This window comes from Lysobacter sp. F60174L2, assembly GCF_052547135.1.
The window spans coordinates 128,377-145,609 of sequence record NZ_JBQWRA010000004.1; the positions used below are offsets into that span (position 1 = coordinate 128,377).

The 17,233-nt window shown below is 70.3% G+C and carries 17 protein-coding genes and 1 pseudogene; 14 read left to right on the plus strand and 4 right to left on the minus strand.

The genetic code is table 11. From position 1 onward, the window contains the following. Positions 1–30: 30 nt before the first annotated feature. The 4 genes from ACT9AS_RS12515 to flgA all read right to left on the minus strand — a co-directional run bounded on the left by ACT9AS_RS12515 (position 31) and on the right by flgA (position 2,699). Positions 31–1,284 carry an ATP-binding protein gene (locus ACT9AS_RS12515; protein ID WP_445100483.1) on the minus strand — a complete coding sequence of 418 codons (1,254 nt, stop codon included), beginning with the start codon at positions 1,282–1,284 and terminating at the stop codon, positions 31–33. Continuing rightward, a complete protein-coding gene (locus ACT9AS_RS12520) occupies positions 1,281–1,655 on the minus strand; it encodes a flagellar protein FlgN (protein ID WP_445100484.1) in 375 nt (124 codons plus the stop codon). Before ACT9AS_RS12520 ends, ACT9AS_RS12515 begins: the two co-directional genes overlap by 4 nt. Next, positions 1,652–1,960: a flagellar biosynthesis anti-sigma factor FlgM gene (gene flgM, locus ACT9AS_RS12525; protein ID WP_445100485.1), complete on the minus strand. Its 309-nt coding sequence runs from the start codon at positions 1,958–1,960 to the stop codon at positions 1,652–1,654. Before flgM ends, ACT9AS_RS12520 begins: the two co-directional genes overlap by 4 nt. Positions 1,961–2,039: 79 nt before the next feature. After that, positions 2,040–2,699, minus strand: coding sequence for a flagellar basal body P-ring formation chaperone FlgA (gene flgA, locus ACT9AS_RS12530; protein ID WP_445100486.1), 660 nt, complete (start codon positions 2,697–2,699; stop codon positions 2,040–2,042). 130 nt (positions 2,700–2,829) lie between these two features. Here flgA and ACT9AS_RS12535 point away from each other — a divergent pair, with 130 nt between their 5' ends. From ACT9AS_RS12535 to fliD, 14 genes and pseudogenes are all read left to right on the plus strand, one after another. Further along, complete coding sequence (locus tag ACT9AS_RS12535; protein ID WP_445100487.1) at positions 2,830–3,759, plus strand: chemotaxis protein CheW; 930 nt, start codon at positions 2,830–2,832, stop codon at positions 3,757–3,759. 78 nt (positions 3,760–3,837) lie between these two features. After that, positions 3,838–4,206, plus strand: a complete 369-nt coding sequence (gene flgB, locus ACT9AS_RS12540) for a flagellar basal body rod protein FlgB (protein WP_445100488.1) — start codon at positions 3,838–3,840, stop codon at positions 4,204–4,206. Between the two features lie 11 nt (positions 4,207–4,217). Next, positions 4,218–4,625, plus strand: a complete 408-nt coding sequence (gene flgC, locus ACT9AS_RS12545; protein ID WP_445100489.1) for a flagellar basal body rod protein FlgC — start codon at positions 4,218–4,220, stop codon at positions 4,623–4,625. A gap of 55 nt (positions 4,626–4,680) precedes the next feature. Next, positions 4,681–5,355, plus strand: coding sequence for a flagellar hook capping FlgD N-terminal domain-containing protein (locus ACT9AS_RS12550; protein WP_445100490.1), 675 nt, complete (start codon positions 4,681–4,683; stop codon positions 5,353–5,355). Between the two features lie 84 nt (positions 5,356–5,439). Further along, on the plus strand, positions 5,440–6,660 hold the full coding sequence (gene flgE / locus ACT9AS_RS12555; RefSeq protein WP_445100491.1) for a flagellar hook protein FlgE: 1,221 nt from the start codon (positions 5,440–5,442) through the stop codon (positions 6,658–6,660). A gap of 21 nt (positions 6,661–6,681) precedes the next feature. After that, on the plus strand, positions 6,682–7,428 hold the full coding sequence (locus tag ACT9AS_RS12560; RefSeq protein ID WP_445100600.1) for a flagellar basal body rod protein FlgF: 747 nt from the start codon (positions 6,682–6,684) through the stop codon (positions 7,426–7,428). Positions 7,429–7,458: 30 nt separating this feature from the next. Further along, complete coding sequence (gene flgG / locus ACT9AS_RS12565) at positions 7,459–8,244, plus strand: flagellar basal-body rod protein FlgG (RefSeq protein WP_445100492.1); 786 nt, start codon at positions 7,459–7,461, stop codon at positions 8,242–8,244. 2 nt (positions 8,245–8,246) lie between these two features. Further along, positions 8,247–8,954 (plus strand): flagellar basal body L-ring protein FlgH, encoded by a 708-nt coding sequence (flgH, locus tag ACT9AS_RS12570; protein WP_445100493.1) that lies wholly within the window; start codon positions 8,247–8,249, stop codon positions 8,952–8,954. Positions 8,955–8,962: 8 nt separating this feature from the next. Then, positions 8,963–10,057 carry a flagellar basal body P-ring protein FlgI gene (locus ACT9AS_RS12575; RefSeq protein WP_445100494.1) on the plus strand — a complete coding sequence of 365 codons (1,095 nt, stop codon included), beginning with the start codon at positions 8,963–8,965 and terminating at the stop codon, positions 10,055–10,057. 33 nt (positions 10,058–10,090) lie between these two features. Continuing rightward, a pseudogene (gene flgJ, locus ACT9AS_RS12580) lies at positions 10,091–11,119 on the plus strand (flagellar assembly peptidoglycan hydrolase FlgJ); the annotation flags it as partial. Positions 11,120–11,121: 2 nt separating this feature from the next. Continuing rightward, entirely contained in the window at positions 11,122–13,005 is a 1,884-nt protein-coding gene (gene flgK / locus ACT9AS_RS12585) for a flagellar hook-associated protein FlgK (RefSeq protein ID WP_445100495.1), read from the plus strand. A gap of 21 nt (positions 13,006–13,026) precedes the next feature. Continuing rightward, positions 13,027–14,220: a flagellar hook-associated protein FlgL gene (gene flgL, locus ACT9AS_RS12590; protein WP_445100496.1), complete on the plus strand. Its 1,194-nt coding sequence runs from the start codon at positions 13,027–13,029 to the stop codon at positions 14,218–14,220. 252 nt (positions 14,221–14,472) lie between these two features. Next, positions 14,473–15,633, plus strand: a complete 1,161-nt coding sequence (locus tag ACT9AS_RS12595; protein WP_445100497.1) for a flagellin — start codon at positions 14,473–14,475, stop codon at positions 15,631–15,633. Positions 15,634–15,880: 247 nt separating this feature from the next. Then, positions 15,881–17,233 (plus strand): flagellar filament capping protein FliD, encoded by a 1,353-nt coding sequence (gene fliD / locus ACT9AS_RS12600; RefSeq protein ID WP_445100498.1) that lies wholly within the window; start codon positions 15,881–15,883, stop codon positions 17,231–17,233.

The following is a 17,233-nucleotide window of genomic DNA, read 5'->3' on the forward strand; positions in this document are numbered from 1 at the left end:
GGGTCCGGCCAGGCCGGCAGGAGCACGGGGCTAGCCGGCCGTCGCCTCGTCGTCGCCCGCTCCGGCCGGCTGCACCACCGGCAGCACTACCCGGAACGTGGTCCCCGCACCGACCCGGCTCGACACTTCGATCCGCCCGTGGTGCTTGGCCACGATGCTGTAGCAGATCGCCAGCCCGAGCCCGGTGCCGCGGCCGATCGGCTTGGTCGTGAAAAACGGGTCGAAGATCTTCTGCAGCGCGTCCTCGGCGATGCCACAACCACTGTCGGCAATGCTGATCCAGGCCTCGTCGTCCTCGCAGCCGGTCGCCAGGCTGATGGTGCCGCGCTCGGTGATCGCCTGGCCGGCGTTGATCAGCAGGTTCATCAGCACCTGGTTGATCTCCGATGCGTGGCACTCGACCAGCGGCAGCGTGCCGTAGTGCTTCTCGACCCGCACCTTGTACTTGAGGTCGTTCCAGACGATGTTGAGGGTCGACTCCAGCCCGCGTTCCAGGTCCGACGGGCGCATGGCCTCATCGCGGCCGACGCGCGAGAAATCCTTGAGGTCCTGGACGATCTTGGTGACCCGCTCGATGCCCTCGCGCGACTCCGACAGCAGCTGCGGCAGGTCGCCGGTGATGAAGTCGAAATCCAGCCGCTCGCGCATGTGGCGGATCACCTCACGGCTCGATGCCGGGTCATCGGAGGCCAGCGCACTGGCATAACCTTCGATCAGTGCCATCAGTGCGCCGGTGTACTCCTGCAGCGTGCCGAGGTTGGAGTGGACGTAGCCGATGGGATTGTTGATCTCGTGGGCGACGCCCGCGGCGAGCTGGCCGATCGAGGCCATCTTCTCGGACTGCAGCAACTGTTCCTGGGCGCCAGCGAGGCGGCGGTAGGTGCGCTGCAGTTCGTCGTGGCGCCGCTGGAGCTCGTCCTCGCGGGCGGAGCGCGCGGAAACATCGCTGAAGGTGGCGAAGCGGCGCGTGGTGGACCCGTCGCTGCCGCAATAGAGCTTGACCTCCAGCACCATCGGCGGGTCCGCCATGGAGACTTCGCCCACCCAGCGGCCGTCGCGTTGCGCCATCTCCCACGACGCGCCGGTCGTGGTTCTCGAAAGCAGCAGGTCCGGGGTTGCACCAGGCCCCAGGCGCGCGGCCAGGACGCGCGCGGCGTGGTTGGCGCGGGTCGCCCTGCCCTCACCGTCGATCAGCACCACCGCGGTGTCGACTGCGGCCAGCGCCCATGGCATGTCGGTGTCCCGATGCCCGGCGGTGGTCGGTGTGTCGGGTTGTTCGCTCATCCCACTCCGAGGCAGCGCACTTGCGGACGCGCGCTCGATTGCCCACCGGCATCGTACACGCCCGTCGATTCGACGCGGCCAAGGTGGCGGAGGGCCCAGTTCACCTCGCGGCGGCGCCGGGCGAGCAGGATGGAGTTGGCGCGGTTGAGCTCGCTCAGCGCGCTCACCCGGGCGGGGTCGTTGCCACGCAGCGGCTGCGATTCGACCAGTCGCAGTGCGCTCAGCTTGGCCTGGGTGGAGTGCAGCAGGGCGTCGACGTCGTGCTCGAGCAGCGCCCGACGCTCGCCCTGCAGTGCCTGCTCAAGCGTATCGAGCGCGGCGGCTGCACCGGCCGCATCGGCCGTCACCGGCTGTGCGACCGCGGGGTTCACTGGCCCAGCTCGCTGTCGAGCGCCAACATGCGCGTGGCGATCTGCTGCGGGTCGACGCGGTAGCTGCCGTCGGCCAGCGCGGCGCGCACCTCGTTGACCTTGGCCAGGTCGATGCCAGGGGCGCCGAGTTCGCGCTGCATTGCCTGCAAGCCCTCGGCCTCGCCGGTCAGGCGCACGCTGTCGGCCGGCGGGGCCGCCGCGACGGGCTGCGAGCGTTCTTCACCGGCGCGCGACTGGGCCGCACCGATGGCGGCCGGATCGGTCGGGCGGATGGGCGGCGGCGTGCCGTCGATCTTGGTGGTCATGGAAATGCTCCTGATGGCTCGGTCGAACCCGGTAACGGCGTGTCCGGACGGAACTTTAGCCGACCCCGATTACCGGGCCTCAACGCATGACCTCGACGATCCCCGCGCCGACTACTCGGCCACGGATGATGCGGCGCGACTGCAGGTTCTCCACCGAAATCGCCCCGCCCGGCGCGGCCCGGCCCAGCGCGCGGCCGGCCACCCGGACCTCGATGCCGCCCGCCTTCGACACCAGTACCACCGGGTCGCCCCGGCGCAGCAACGGCCCCTCGGACATGTCCTCGCGGGTCGGCGCGGCGCCAGGGGCCAGGCTGCGTTGCGCGGTCTGGCCGACCAGCGCCGCCGGGTCGGCAAAGCCGCTACCCGCGCCGGCCATGTCGCGCCGGCGCATCGCCAGCATGTCGGCGGTGATGGTCTCGCCGGCCTGCACCGGCTGGGTCACCACCAGCACCTTCTCGATATCGCGCACCTGCACCGGCACGTACAGCTGCCAGCCCGGCTGGTCCGGGCAGCGCACCCGCACGATGCGTGCGCTGGTGGGTACCGCCTGCAAGGTCGCGCTGCAGGTCGCCATGCGCAGGTTGGGATCGACCGCGGCCTCGGTCGTCGCCAGGTCGCCGCCCACCGCGGCGACCGCCGCGGCGCGGATCGCTTCGGGCGGGGTGATCGGTTCGGCCGCAGGCGCAATGCCAGTGCACAGGGCCAACGCCAGCAGGAGGGGCAGGAACGACTGCCGCACGGCATGCTCCGGAATACGGGTGTGCCCATGGCAAGGCAAGCCGCGTGCCGCGCCGCCCGCCAACCACGTCGTCTCGTGCCCCGAACTGAATCGGCCTCAAGAACCCCGCCCCGCGGCCGACAACCTCGCCATGAGCCACGACCTGCTCGACCGCATCGACCAACGCACCCGCCTGGCCGGCCACAACCGGCTGGCGTTGCTGCTGTTCCGCCTCGGCACGCGTCAGCTTTTTGGCGTGAACGTGTTCAAGGTGCAGGAAGTGATCCCGCGCCCGCCGCTGTTCACCCTGCCGCAGCTGCCGCCGGCGTTCGCCGGGGCCGCGGACGTGCGTGGCCGGACCGTGGCGGTGCTCGACCTGGCCCGCGCCATCGGCCACACGCACGATGGCGACGAGCCGAACTACCTGGTGGTGACCGAGTTCAACCGCACCGTGCAGGGCTTCCTGGTCTCGGGGGTCGAGCGGATCGTCAACATCGCGGTCGAGGACATCCAGCCGCCGCCCGACCTCGGCGGTGACGCCCACTACCTGACCGGCGTGACCCGCCACAACGGCGAGTTGATCCAGCTGGTCGATGTCGAAAGCGTGCTGGCCGAGTCCGCCCCGCGCGCCAGCGACGCCGCGGGCATCGCGGTGCTGCCGCGCGTGCCCGGCGTGCCGCACGAGGTGCTGGTGGTCGACGACTCGCGCGTCGCCCGCAACCAGATCCGCCAGGTCCTCGAACACCTCGGCCTCGGCGCGACCCTGCTATCCGACGGTCGCCAGGCGCTGGAGCACCTGCAGCAGCTGGCCGACGCCGGCCGTTCGCCGGGCGAGCGCTACGCGATGGTGATCTCCGACATCGAAATGCCGGCGATGGACGGCTACACCCTGACGACGGAAATCCGACGCAGCCCCGTCCTGCGGGGGCTGTACGTGCTCCTCCACACCTCGCTGTCGGGCGTGTTCAACCACGCGATGGTCGAGCGGGTGGGTGCCGACGACTTCGTGCCCAAGTACTCCGAGCACGAGCTGGCACAACGCATCGCGGTGCGGATGAGCGCGCTGCAGCGCGCGGCGTAGGCCGCGCCCGGAGGCGAGCATCAGCGTCGTGGCACGGCGCTTGCCTGATCCCGGGTGAACCAGACCCGGAGGGCGTCCATGCCTTCGCCAGACTCATCGTTTCTCGGTATCCACGGCACCGCGCTGGCCCTGCGCGAGCAGCGCCTGCAGCTGCTCGCGGGCAACATCGCCAATGCCGACACGCCCGGCTTCAAGGCGCAGGACCTGGACTTCCGGTCCGCGCTGAACGCCGCGTTGAACCCGGCCACCCCCGGTGACGCGATCGAAAACGCGGTCGCTGCCGCGCGCTATGCACCCGCCGCCAGCCAGGCCAGCCTCGACGGCAACACCGTCGACGGCGAGCGCGCCAAGGCCTCGTTCGCACAGGCGTCGCTGGAATACCGCGCATCGCTGTCGTTCGTAGAGGCCAAGGTGCGCGGAATGCTGACCGCGATCACCGGGCAATAGGAGCGGCGGCGATGAGCACACTCCCGATCTTCGACGTCGCCGGCTCGGCGATGAAAGCGCAGTCGGTGCGCCTGAGCACCGTCGCCAGCAACCTCGCCAACGCCGATTCGGTGTCCGGCGACCCCAACGCGGTGTACCAGCCCAAGCACCCGCTGTTCACCACCCAGGCGGTCGCCGGCGATCCGGCGCTGTCCGGCGTGCGGGTCACCGAGGTGGTCGACAGCACCGCCGCGCCGCTCAAGCGTTACGAGCCCGGCCACCCGCTGGCCGACGCCGACGGCTACGTCTACGCCCCCGACATCGATCCGGTCGCGCAGATGGTCGACCTGATCTCCGCCTCGCGCAGCTACCAGGCCAACGTGGAGGTGTTCAACACCGCCAAGGAACTGGCGACCGCGACTTTGAACATGGGCAAGTGAGCGCGCCACGCATGAACACCCCGCACCCGAACCCCCGCACCGAGGACGCCACGCCATGAGCACCATCCCCGGCACCAGCCAGGAAAACCCGTGGGCCGCGCTGGGCCTCGCCTCGCAGGCGCCCACGCGCGACACCTCGCTCGGCCAGGCCGATTTCCTGCGCCTGATGACCGAGCAGCTCAAGCACCAGGACCCGCTCAAGCCGATGGAGAACACCGAGTTCCTCGGCCAGCTGGCGCAGTTCTCCACAGTCCAGGGCATCCAGGACATGCAGGGCGCGATGGGCTCGATGGCCAGCGTGATGGAGTCCGACCAGACCCTGCGCGCCGCCGCGCTGGTCGGCCATGACGCGCTGGTCCAGGCCGACGCGGTCGAACTGCAGGCGGGCGCCGACGGCGGCCTGTCGGGCGAGGTCGAGGCCGTCAGCGGCGGCCCGGTCCGGATCGACATCGTCGATGCCAGCGGCGCGATCGTCCACACCACCACCCTCGAGGCCGACGGTGCCGGCCCGGTCGGCTGGGAGTGGGACGGCCTGGATGGCGACGGCGAACCGGTCGACGCCGGGCGCTACGGCATCGTCGCCACCAGCGGCACCGGCGAGGACGCCACCGCGCTGGAAGTACGGCTGCAGGCGCGTGTCGACAGCGTGTCGATCGGCGCCGCCGGCCTCGTACTCAACCTCGCCGGCCTCGGCAGCCACTCGCTGTCTTCGGTCCGCCGGCTCGGCTAGCCCGGACAACCCCACCCACCCACCCGCCGCGCCGGCCGAACGCCGCCGCACCCCGAACAGAACCCGACCACAGGGAGCCACAGCATGAGTTTCCGCATCTCGCTCAGCGGCATGAACGCGGCCACGTCCGACCTCAATGTCACGTCCAACAACATCGCCAACTCCAAGACCACCGGCTTCAAGCAGTCGCGCGCGGAATTCGCCGACGTATTCCCGGTGTCCTCCTACGGCCTGTCGGGCAACGCCATCGGCGCCGGCGTGAAGCTGGCCCGGGTCGCCCAGCAGTTCGACCAGGGCAACGTCGAGTTCAGCGGCAAGGCGCTGGACCTGGCGATCAGCGGCGAAGGCTTCTTCACCCTGTCCGACCGCGGCACCACGGTCTATTCGCGCGCCGGCAATTTCGGCACCGATGACGACGGCTACGTGATCAACCCGGCCGGCCACCGCCTGCAGGTATTCATGCCGAGCACCAGCGGCACCGGCTTCGATACCGGCCGCATGACCGACCTGCGCCTGGCCACCGGCGACGCGCCGCCGCAGGCCACCCGCGGGGTCGAGGTCGGCACCAACCTGCCGGCCGATGCCAGCGTGCCGACGGTCGCGCCGTTCGATGCGGCCGACCCGTCCAGCTACAACTACACGACCTCGCTGACGGTGTACGACTCGCTCGGCGCCGCGCACACCCAGTCGCTGCACTTCGTGAAGACCGCCAACGCCAACGAGTGGCAGGTCCACAGCTCGGTCGACGGCACGCCCAATGGCGCGCCAACCACGCTGCAGTACTCCGACACCGGCGAGCTGCAGAGCCCGGCGCCAGCCCAGATCGCGCTGCCCGCCTACGACCCCGGCAACGGCTCGGCGCCGATGGCGCTGGAGCTGGACCTCGCGGCGTCCACCCAGTACGGCAACAGCTTCAGCGTCGGCCTGCTGGCGCAGGACGGCCACGCCACCGGCCGCCTGACCGGTATCGAAGTGTCCGAGGAAGGCGTGGTCGAGGCGCGCTACACCAACGGCGTGTCGACCCCGCTGGGGCAGGTGGCGATGACCAACTTCGCCAATCCGCAGGGCCTGCAGTCGATCGGCAACAACTCGTGGTCGGAGACCCACGCCTCGGGCGAGCCGCGCGTCGGCTACGCCGGTTCGTCGGACTTCGGCATGGTCCAGGGCGGTGCGCTGGAAGCGTCCAACGTCGACCTGACCGAACAACTGGTCAACATGATCACCGCGCAGCGCAACTTCCAGGCCAACGCGCAGATGATCTCCACCCAGGACCAGATCACCCAGACGGTGATCAACATCCGCTGAGGCGGGAGGTAACCGGCCGTGATCGATCGAGCCCTCTACGTCGCGATGACCGGCGCCAGCGCCACGCTGAAGGCGCAGGCGTCGGTGGCGCACAACCTCGCCAACGCCAACACGGTCGGCTTCCAGGCCACGCTCAGCGGTACGGTGGCGCAGCCGCTGGAAGGCGGCCGGCTCGACTCGCGCGTGGCCGCCAGCCACCGTACGCTCGGCGTCAGCGCGGCGCCGGGCGCGATCAACCAGACCGGCAACGCCACCGACATCGCCCTGCACCAGGACCGCTGGCTCGCGGTGCAGGCGCCCGACGGCGGCGTCGCCTACACCCGCGCCGGCAACCTGCAGCTGACCGCCAATGGCCTGCTGACCACGGCCAGCGGCCTGCCGGTGCTCGACCAGGGCGGCGCGCCGGTGGCGGTGCCGCCCAACGAGTCGATGCTGATCGGCGGCGACGGCACGATCTCGGTCGTGCCGCTCGGCCAGCCGCCGTCGACGCTGGCCGAAGCCGGCCGCCTGCAGGTGGTCGAGGCCCGCACCGACCAGCTGGTGCGCGGCGACGACGGCCTGATGCGGATGCCGCCCGGCGCCGACCCCGCGCCGCCGGCCGCCGGCAACGTGCTGACCGCCGGCGCGCTGGAGTCCAGCAACGTCGACAGCACCTCGATGCTGGTCTCGATGATCCAGCTGTCGCGCCAGTTCGAGATGCAGGTACGGGTCTTGCAGAGCGGTGACGAGAGCGCGCGTGCAAGCAACTCCCTGCTGTCCTCGCGCTGATTTTCCGACGCTTAACAGAGGTAACCCGCCATGACCCAGGCTCTGTGGATCGCCAAGACCGGCCTCGACGCGCAGCAGACGCGCATGGCGGTCATCTCCAACAACCTCGCCAACACCAACACCACGGGCTTCAAGCGCGACCGCGCGAGCTTCGAGGACCTGCTGTACCAGACCGTCCGCCAGCCCGGCGGTGCGTCCAGCGAGCAGACCCAGCTGCCGTCTGGCCTGTCCACCGGCACCGGCGTGCGTGTCGCCGCGACCGCCAAGCAGTTCACCCAGGGCAACCTGTCGCAGACCGGAAACGCGCTGGACGTGGCGATCAACGGCCGCGGCTTCTTCGAAGTGCTGATGCCCGACGGCAGCCCCGCCTACACCCGCGACGGCAGCTTCCAGATCAATTCCAACGGCGAGCTGGTGACCAATTCCGGTTACCCGGTGCAGCCGGGCCTGCAGTTCCCCGAGGGCGCGCAGAGCGTGACCATCGCCGCCGACGGCACCGTCAGCGTGCAGGTCGCCGGCGAGCCCGAGGCGGTGCAGGTCGGTGCGCTGACCCTGGCCGACTTCGTCAATCCCGCCGGCCTGCAGGCCAAGGGCGGCAACCTGTTCGTCGAGACCGGCGCCAGCGGCCCGGCGCAGGTCGGCGGCCCCGGCACCGGTGGCATCGGCCTGCTCGCGCAGGGTTCGCTGGAGTCCTCCAACGTCAACACGGTGGAGGAGCTGGTGTCGATGATCGAGACCCAGCGCGCCTACGAGACCAACGCCAAGGCGATCTCGACCGTCGACCAGATGCTCGGCTTCCTCAACCAGAACCTGTGACCATGAAGCGCCTCGTCGCCACCACCGCCCTTCTCGCCCTTGCCGGTTGCGCCAGCGTGGTCGGCGACGTGCGGCCGTTCGAGCCGATCGCGCCGCCGGTCGCGGCGATGCCGGGGCTTCCGGCACCTGCCGTCGCACCGGTGCCCACCAACGGTTCGATCTACGCCGCCAGTGCCGCCGCGCAGACCCGCGGGCTGAGCCTGTTCGAGGACAACAAGGCGCGCTACGTCGGCGACCTGCTGACGATCGTGCTGGTCGAGTCGACCTCCTCGCGCTCGGTCGCGCAGACCTCCGTCACCAAGGACTCGGGCATGAGCCTGGGCGCGCCGGTGATCGCCGGGGTGCCGGTCACCTACAACGGCCAGTCGATCCTGCAGGCCGAGGTCGAGGCCGGCCGCGAGTTCGCCGGCGCCGGCAACTCCACCCAGAGCAACCGGCTCGACGGCGAGATCACCGTCAGCGTCGTACAGGCGCTCGCCAACGGCAACCTGCTGGTCAGCGGCCAGAAGCGCATGCGCCTCAACCAGGGTGACGAGCTGGTGCAGGTTCAAGGAATCGTGCGCACCGCCGATATCGGTCCCGACAACCGCATCACTTCCGACCGCGTCGGCAACGCGCAGATCGTCTATGGCGGTCGCGGCACGCTGGCACGTTCCAACGCGATGGGCTGGCTCGGCCGGTTCTTCAACTCCGCAGCCTTCCCGTACTGAGGTCCGTCATGCGTCCGTTCATTTCACCGCTGGCCCTGTTGGCGCTGCTGTTCTTCGGCGGCACGGCCCACGCCGAGCGCATCAAGGACCTCGCCCAGGTCGCTGGCGTGCGCGGCAACGCGCTGGTCGGCTACGGCCTGGTGGTCGGCCTGGATGGCAGCGGCGACCGCACCAGCCAGACCCCGTTCACCGTGCAGAGCCTCAAGACGATGCTCGACCAGCTCGGCGTCAGCATCCCGCCGGGGGTCAACCCGCAGCTCAAGAACGTCGCCGCGGTCGCGATCCACGCCGAGCTTCCGGCCTACGCCAAGCCGGGCCAGACCATCGACGTCACCGTGTCCTCGATCGGCAATGCCGGCTCGCTGCGCGGCGGCAGCCTGCTGATGGCGCCGCTGAAGGGCGCCGACGGCCAGGTCTACGCGGTCGCCCAGGGCAGCCTGATGGTCAGCGGTTTCGGTGCGTCCGGCCGCGACGGTTCGCGGATCTCGGTCAACGCGCCCAACAGCGGCACGATTCCCAACGGCGCCACCGTCGAGCGCGCGGTCGCCGGTGCGGCGCCGAGCGGCAACGTCACCCTGAATTTGCACGAGTTCGATTTCACCACCGCCGCACGCATCGTCGCCGCGATCGACGCCGCGTTCGGCGCCGGCCATGCACATGCCATCGACGGCGTCACCATCGAGGTGGTGCCGCCGGCCGGTGACCGCATCGCGTTCCTGTCGCGGCTGGAAACCCTCAACGTCAGCCCCGGCACCGCGCCGTCCAAGGTCATCGTCAACGCGCGCACCGGCACCGTGGTCATGGGCGGCGAAGTCACCGTGCTGCCGGCGGCGGTCGCGCACGGTTCGCTGACGGTGTCCATTATCGAGAGCGCGCAGATCAGCCAGCCGGGTCCGTTCGGCAACGGCGTCACCGCGGTCGTGCCGGAGTCCTCGATCGAGATCACCGAGGACGGCAACCGCATGTTCGTGCTCGAAGGCGCCTCGCTGCAGGCGATCGTGCAGGCGGTCAACGCGGTGGGCGCCGCGCCGGGCGACATCGTCGCCATTCTCGAAGCACTCAAGCGCGCCGGTGCGCTGCGTGCCGAACTCGAGGTGATCTGAGCCACGGTCATGCACATCCACGCCACCAACGCCATGCCGCTCGACGCAGCCGGCCCTTCACGGGACCGGCTGCGCACGGCTGCGCGCGAACTGGAAACGCAGTTCGCGCAGATGATGTTGAAGACGATGCGCAGCACCAGCCTTGGCGATCCGATGCTGGGCGACAACACCATGTACCGCGAGATGTACGACCGGCAGCTCGCGAAGGAAATGGCCAAGGGCGACGGGCTGGGCCTGGCGCCGATGATCGTGCGCCAGCTCGAACGCGACCAGGGCGGCGCGGCGCCTGATACCGCCACCGCGATGCCCCTCGGTGCCAATGCCGGATTGCCGCTGATGCGCAACCTGCCGATGGCGATGCCGCTGTCGGCGTCTCCCGCGACCACGATGGCCCTGCCGGGCGTCGCTGGCGGTGGGCTCACGCTGGCGCCCAGCAGCAGCGGCGTGTCCATGGATGCCACCGCACCGTTGCCGGCGCCGATCGAAATTCCCGCACCTGCCGACACCTTCGCCGGCAACCCCGATGCCAGGCTCGACACCAGCAGCCCGGAAGCCTTCGTGCGCTCGATCTGGCCACATGCCCAGCGCACCGCGGCCGAACTCGGCGTGCCGGCCAAGGCGCTGGTCGCCCAGGCCGCACTGGAAACCGGCTGGGGCCGGCGGCTGGTCGGAGGCGACGGCTCGCACAACCTGTTCGGGATCAAGGCGACCGGCTGGAAGGGCGCCACCGTCAATTCCGCCACCCATGAATTCGTTGGTGGCGTGCGCCGCAACCAGCGCGACGACTTCCGCGCCTACGACTCGATCCACCAGAGCTTCGAGGACTACGCCCGGCTGATGCGCAATGACCGCTACGCCGGCGCGCTGGCGGCCGGCGACAACCCGGCCGGCTTCGCCCGTGCGTTGCAGCGGGCCGGTTACGCCACCGATCCGTCGTACGCCGCCAAGATCACCGCCATTGCCAACGGCCCCACGCTCGACCGCGCGCTCGCCGGGTTGACCGACGCCGCCCCGGCCACGCGCGCCTACGCGTCCGTCGCACCCACCGTTCCGAGAGGCTGAACATGAGTGGCCTGCTTTCCACCGGTAGTTCCGCCCTGCTCGCGTTCCAGCGCGCGCTCAACACGGTCGGCCACAACGTCGCCAACGCCAGCACGCCCGGCTACAGCCGCCAGCGCGTGCACATGGAAGCCCGCGTCGGGCAGGACAACGGCGCCGGCGCGATCGGCACCGGCGTCGACGTGGTCGCGCTGCAGCGGCTCGCCGACGGGCTGGTGTTCGGCCGCCAGATCGACAGCAGCAGCGAGATGGGCCGGCTGCAACAACTGTCCTCGCTGTCTACCCGGCTCGACACCCTCGTTTCCGACAGCACCAGCGGCCTGGCCGGCCCGTGGTCCAACTTCTTCGCCGCCGCCGAGGGCGTGACCGCCGAACCGACCTCGACCGCGGCGCGCAACCAACTGCTCGCCAGCGGCACCGAGCTGGCCACGCGCTGGGCCGCCATCGACAGCCGGATGCAACAGCTCGACGGCGAGGTCAACGACCGCATCCAGGCCCAGGTCGCCACCGCCAACCGGCTCGCCAGCGAGATCGCCACGCTCAACGGCGACATCGCCGCCGCCGGCAGCAACGCTTCGCCCGACATGCTCGACCAGCGCGCCCTGCGCGTCGACGCACTGGCCGCGCTGGTCGGTGCCGAGACCGTGGCACAGGACGACGGCTCGCTCAACGTGTTCACCACCGGCGGCCAGGCGCTGGTGCTCGGCAACCGCGCGATGGCGCTGGGCACCACCCCCGACCCGTACCGTGCCGACCGCTTGCAGATCTCGCTGCAGGGCGCCGACGGCAAGCAGATGCCGCTGCCGTCCTCGACCGTGTCGGGTGAAGTCGGTGGCCTGATCGAATTCCGCGAGCGCGTGCTCGACCCGGCCCGTGCCGAACTCGGACGCCTCGCCACCGCGTTCGCCGAGGGCTTCAACGCCACCCAGCGTGCCGGCGTCGACTACAACGGCCAGCCCGGCGCCGACATGTTCGCCCTGCCCGCGCCGCGGGTCGACCGCCACGCCGGCAACACCGGCGGCGCCAACCTCACCGCCAGCGTCGGCGACCTCGGCGCCCTGACCGGCCACGACCTGGTGCTGCGCTTCGATGGCGGCAACTGGAGCGCGACGCGTCCCGGTACCGGCGCGTCCGTCGCCATCGCCGGCACCGGCACCGCCGCCGATCCGCTGCGGGTCGATGGCGTTGAGCTGGTGGTCGACGGCACGCCGGCCAATGGCGACCGCTTCTCGCTGCGGCCGACCGCCGGCGTCGCCGGTGGCCTGGAGATGGTGCTCGACGACCCGTACGCGGTTGCCGCCGCGGCACCGCTCGAAGGTGCGGCCGCTTCCGGCAATGTCGGCAGCGGAACCATTGGCGGCAGCCGCATCACCGACCCGGCGGCGTTCGCGGGATTCGCCGGCGCGAACATCGAGTTCCTCGACGACGGCCAGTACTCCATCGACGGCGGTCCGCCGGTCGCATGGCAGGCCGGCGAGCCGATCCGTGGCAATGGCTGGGAACTGGATCTGGCTGGAACACCCGCGGCCGGCGACAGCTTCAGCGTCACTCCCACGCCGCCGCGCTCGTCCGACAACGGCAACGCGCGCCAGCTGGCCGGGCTCGACGAACTCGACCTGCTGGCCGGCGGCACCCTCGACCTGACCGCGGCGATGAGCCAGTTCACCGGCAAGGTCGGCGGCGAGGCGCGGCATGCCGACCTCGCGCTGGAAGCGCAGGGCGCGATCAACAATCAGGTCATCGCCGAGCGCGAATCGCTGTCCGGCGTGAACCTCGACGAAGAAGCGACCAACCTGCTGCGCTACCAGCAGGCCTACATGGCGGCCGCGCAGGTCATCGCCACCGCCGACACCATGTTCCAGTCCCTGCTCGGCGCCGTCCGGCGCTGATGGCATGACAGCGAGGCCGCGATGAGAATCTCTACCGCCGGGATGTACGCACAGGGCCTGCAGGCCATGCTGCAGCGACAGGGCGAACTGGCCCGCACCAGCGAGCAGATGAGCAGCGGCGTGCGCTTCACCCGCGCCGGCCAGGACCCGGCCGCGGCGTCGACCGCGCAGGGACTCGACCACGCACTGGCATCGCTGCAGCAGTACGAGCGCAGCGCCGGCCACGTCGGGCGCCGGCTGGAACTGCAGGAGGAAGCCCTCGCCAGCGCCGGCGACCAGCTGACCCGCGCGCGTGAACTGGTCGTACGCGCCAACAGCGCCACCTTGTCGGACGAGGACCGCAAGCTGATCGCGGTCGAGGTCCGCCACCTGCGCGAGGAAATGATCTCGATCGCCAATCGCGGCGACGGCGCCGGCCGGTCGCTGTTCGCCGGCACCCGCGACGGCGTGGTGCCGTTCACCGACAACGGCGGCAACGTCACCTACGCCGGCAACGATGGCAACAACGACGTCGACGTCGCCCCGGGATTCGCGATCACCGACACCGACCCCGGCAGTGCGCTGTTCCTGCGCGTACCGACCGGCGACGGCATCGTCCGCGGCAGCGCCGACGCCGGCAACAGCGGCAGCGGCGTGCTGTCCTCGGCCAGCGTCACCGACCACGCCGCGTGGAATGGCGACGGCATCACCGTCGAGTTCACCGGCGCCGACAGCTACCGCGTAGTCGATGCGGCCGGCGACGAGATCGCCATCGGCACCTGGCAGAGCGGCCAGACCATCAGCGCCGGCGGCGTGCAGATGAAGATTTCCGGCGCGCCTGCCGCGGGAGACAGCTTCAGTCTCTCCCCGGCCGGCGAGCGCGACATCTTCGCCACGCTGGACGGCATCGCCGATGCACTCGAAGCGCCCGGCAGCAATGCGGCCGCCGACGCGCGTCGCACCAACATCCTCACCGGCGCGCTTGGCGACCTCGCCACCGCGCAGGACCACCTGCTCGCCGCGCGCGCCAGCACCGGATCGCGCCTGGCCTCGCTCGACAACGCCGCCGAGAGCCGCAGCGCCACCGGCCTCGCGCTGGAAACGACGCTGTCGGACCTGCGCGACACCGACTACGCCGAAGCCGCGACCCGGCTCACGATGCAACTGACCGCACTGGAAGCCGCACAACAGGTGACCCTGCGCATCCAGGGCCTGTCGCTGTTCAACAAGCTGTAGTCGCGCCGTCCCGATCGCAGCGCGCTTCAGTTCCCGACGCCTCGCCCGATAACCGGACGAGGCGTTTTTGCATGTCGCCCCGGCGCGTTTATCAGTCGCCGCAGGGAAAAGCAAAAACTTTCGAAGATGGCCTAAAGCGTTCCACTCCCCGGCCGTTATCCATCTCAGCAGCGGACAGGACCGGATCACGGCAAGCCCCTGCAACGCCAACCGGCGCGAATCGCCGGACTTTCCGAATCCAGGAGACTTCAAATGTCTGTCATCAACACCAACGTGATGTCGCTCAACGCGCAGCGCAACCTGAGCACCAACAGCGCCGACCTCGGCACCACCATCCAGCGCCTGTCGTCGGGCCTGCGCATCAACAGCGCCAAGGACGACGCCGCCGGCCTCGCCATCTCCGAGCGCTTCACCACCCAGATCCGCGGCATGGACCAGGCCGCCCGCAACGCCAACGACGGCATCTCGCTAGCGCAGACCGCCGAAGGCGCGATGGGCGAGATCGGCAACAATCTGCAGCGCATCCGCGAGCTGGCCGTGCAGTCCGCCAACGCCACCAACTCCAGCGACGACCGCGCCGCCCTGCAGAAGGAAGTGGACCAGCTGCTGAGCGAGATCGACCGCGTCGCCGACACCACCAACTTCAACGGCACCAAGCTGCTGAACGGCGATGCCTCCTCGTTCGTGTTCCAGGTCGGCGCCAACGCCGGCGACACGATCACCGTCAACACCCCGGTCGATGCCAACATCGCCGCGCTCGGCGGCACGATCAGCGTGTCGACCGCCGAATCGGCCGCCATCTCCGGCCTGGGCATCGGTGCGGTCGCCGCAGGCTCGCTGACCATCACCGGCGCCGGCGGCACCGCCGTGGACATCGGCCCGCTGGACGCCGTGGGTACCGCCTCGCAGCGTGCCGCCCAGGTCGCCAACGCGATCAACAACGTGTCGACCGAAACCGGTGTCAATGCCCGCATCAACGAGTCCACCGGCAAGCTCGAGCTGTCGTCCGACGCCTCGTTCACCCTGGGCGGCACCGACGACGGCACGCTGACCGGCTTCGACGGCGCGGGTGCCGCGGTGTCCACCGACAACACCACCACCGGTATCGCCACGCTCGACATCAGTTCCTACGCCGGCGCCGAGCTGGCCATGAAGCAGGTCGATGCCGCCCTGAAGGAAGTCAACGCGGGCCGCGCCGACCTGGGTGCGATCCAGAACCGCTTCTCCTCGGTCGTGACCAACCTGCAGACCAGCTCGGAGAACCTGTCGGCCGCGCGCAGCCGGATCATGGACGCCGACTACGCCAAGGAGACCGCCAACCTGTCGCGCACGCAGATCCTGCAGCAGGCCGGTACCGCCATGCTGGCGCAGGCCAACCAGTCGTCGCAGAGCGTGCTCAGCCTGCTGCGCTGATCACAACCGCTCCACCGGAGATCCTCGTCTCCACGGAACCGGCCAGTGGCTCTGCCCTGGCCGGTTTTTTGTTGCCGCCGCGCCGGTTGCCGCGTGGCCGCCCGGCTAAAGCCCGGCGCGTTGCGGCCGTTACCGGGAGCAAGGCAGGGCACCGCATCCGGCCGCGTCAACGATCCGGCGGAACGATTCTTGCCGGGGCATTCCGGACCACCCCTTCCAACCCGTCCACCCGCTCCAGGAGGTCGCAGTGGCATCCCTCTCCAGCCCCGGCGTCGGCTCCGGCCTCGACGTACATACCATGGTGACCCAACTGGTCGCGGCCGAGCGCGCGCCGACGGAGAACCGCCTCGACCGCTTCGAGTCCACCACCCAGGCGCAGATCTCCGCGTTCGGCAAGATCAGCAGCGCGCTGTCGGGGCTGCAGGATGCGCTGGCGAAATTCGAGGACGACGGCGCATCGCCCGGCCGCAAGGTCAGCGTGCCCGAGGACGCCGGCTTCACCGCAACCGCCGGCGCCAACGCCGCGCTGGGGCGCTACGACGTCACCGTCGAAAGCCTGGCGACCACCCACAAGCTGCAGTCGGCCCCACTCGCCACCGATACCCAGCTGGGCCACGGCACGCTGACGATCACGGTCGGCGACGGCGACCCGATCGACATTTCCATCGCCGAGGGCGACGGCTCGCTGGCGTCCATCCGCGACGCCATCAACGACAAGGCCAGCGGCCTCGGCGTCAGCGCGACCCTCGTACGCGGCGACGAGGGCGACGTGCTGGTGCTCGCGTCCACCACCACCGGCAGCGAGGGCCGCCTGCAGGTCACCGCCAGCGGCGGCGACGGCGGCCTGTCCGCGCTGGCCACCAGCGGCGGCACCATGACCGTCGCCGACCCCGGCAACGACGCCGTGGTGGTGGTCGACGGCATCACCCGCACCAGCAGCAGCAACCGCATCGACGACCTGATCGACGGCGTCACCCTCGACCTGACCAAGGCCGCGCCGGGCGAGTCCTCCAGCCTGGAGCTCAAGTCCGACCCGAGCACGCTGAAAGCCACCATGCTGGGCTTCATCAGCGCCTACAACACCGCCCTGTCGCAGTTGCGCACGCAGAGCGCCGCCGGCACCGCGGACACGCCGGGCGCCGCGCTCAGTGGCGATTCCGCGCCGCGCGGGATCACCCAGTCGCTGCGCGGGTTCGTCAGCCAGGGCTATGCCGAACTGGCCGAACTCGGGCTGGAGACCAAGGTCGACGGCTCGCTCAGCCTGGACGGCGAAACCTTCGACAAGCTCATCGCCGAGGACCCGCAGGCCGTCCAGCGCCTGCTCGGCGACGAGGGCTCGCTGCGCAAGCCGCTGGCGGACACGCTCAAGTCCCTGCTCGGCGACGACGGCATGATCACCGGCCGCACCGATGCGCTGGAGGCACGCATGGACCGCCTGGAAACCGACCGCCTCGCGCTCGACCGCCGCATGGAAAAGGTCGAAGCCAACTACCTGCGCCAGTTCACCGCGCTCGACACGATGGTCGCGCAGATGAGCTCGGTCAGCTCCTTCCTCACCCAGCAGCTCGCCATGCTGCCGAACTACTCGCAGAGCTCCTGA